Origin of the sequence: Streptomyces sp. NPDC007901 (genome assembly GCF_042959465.1) — a bacterium.
In the GTDB taxonomy this organism is placed as follows: Bacteria; Actinomycetota; Actinomycetes; order Streptomycetales; family Streptomycetaceae; genus Streptomyces.
Genome location: NZ_JBIBKW010000105.1, coordinates 1 through 1,450 on the forward strand (window position 1 = coordinate 1; position 1,450 = coordinate 1,450).

At 69.0% G+C, this 1,450-nt stretch carries 1 protein-coding gene; it reads right to left on the reverse strand.

Features of this window, described 5'->3' with window-relative positions; translation table 11 throughout:
* Window positions 1-70: 70 nt before the first annotated feature.
* Window positions 71-1,288 carry an IS110 family transposase gene (locus tag ACFZDK_RS55855; RefSeq protein ID WP_390987128.1) on the reverse strand — a complete coding sequence of 406 codons (1,218 nt, stop codon included), beginning with the start codon at window positions 1,286-1,288 and terminating at the stop codon, window positions 71-73.
* Window positions 1,289-1,450: the final 162 nt, after the last annotated feature.

A 1,450-nucleotide genomic window follows, 5' to 3' on the forward strand; every position in this document is an offset into this window, starting at 1 on the left:
CGGGGGGTGCCTCTATGTCCTTCGTCAAGGCGCCCCTGTCGGGGTTTGGGGTGATTCGCTCTTGCTGGTGTCATGCGGCGAGCTCGACGTCCGCGGGCGTGCGGGATTCGTAGAAGGTGCCGTCTCGGAGCATGGCGAACAGGACGCTGATGCGTTGGCGGGCGAGGCGGAGGAGTGCCTGGGTGTGGGTTTTGCCGCGGGCGCGTTGCTTGTCGTAGTAGGTGCGGGAGGCGGGATCGGCGTTCATGCAAGCGAAGGCGGAGAGGAACATGGCGCGTTTGAGCTGCCGGTTTCCGCCTCGGGGTGCGTGTTCGCCGTGGATGGAGGTCCCCGACGACTTCGTGGTCGGGGCGAGTCCGGCGTAGGAGGCCAGGTGGGCAGCGCTCGGGAAGCTGGTGCCGTCGCCGACGGTGACCAGTAGGACGGCGGCGGTCCTGACGCCGACGCCGGGCATCGACGTCAGGACCGGGGAAAGAGGGTGGGCCTCCAGCAGGGCGTTGATCTGGGCTTCCAGGGCCCGGCGCTGTTCGTGGACAGCGGCGAGCGAGCGGGCCAGGGAGGGCACGACGATGTCGAGGGTGCCGGTCCCCGGGACCACGACGGTCTGCTCGTCCAACGCCTTGAAGACGTCGTCGATCAGCCGCTGGGCCATGCGTGGGGCCTTGGGTCGGATGAGTTCGACGAGCCTGCGGCGGCCGGCCTTTCGCAGTACGGCCGGGGAGCCGTAGCGCTCCAGCAGCCAGGTGACGGCCTGGTGGTCGAGGCGGGGGCCCAGGACGCGCTCCAGTGACGGGTGGAACTGGGTGAGCAGGCCGCGTATGCGGTTGGAGGTGCGGGTGGCCTCGGCCGCGAGGTCCTGGTCGAAGCCGACGAGGACCGTGAGTTCGGCGGTGATCTCGTCGGTGAGCTCCAGGGAGCGCAGGGTGTGCGGTATGGTCCGGGCCGCATCCGCGATGACCGCAGCGTCTTTGGCATCGGTCTTGGCCTCGCCCGGATACAGGTCGGCGATCCGCCGCATCGCGAGTCCGGGCAGGTAGGCGACCTTGCAGCCCGCGTCCCGGGCGACCGTGAGCGGGAGGGATCCGATGGATGCGGGCTGGTCCACGATCACCAGGACCGAGCCGAACTTCGCGGCCAGCTTGTCGAACACGGCCCGCAGTTTCGGCTCGCTATTGGGTAGCTGCTTGTCGAAGACCTTCTTCCCGGCCGGAGTCAGCCCGTGCCCGTGATGGGCGCTCTTGCCGACGTCCAGGCCGAGGAACACGCCCACGTCTTCGGTGTCGAACATCGCGCCCTTCCAGGGGAGTTGAACGTGCTGGCCTTGGCAGTGGTGTCGTACGCGCGCATCCACGTTATGCAGACCTGCCGCCCGCGAGATGTCCGGCATTGCGCCGGACCGGGCGGTGGCCGGACCTCTGATCAGCGTCTCCGACGGCACCTCCCAGGCCCG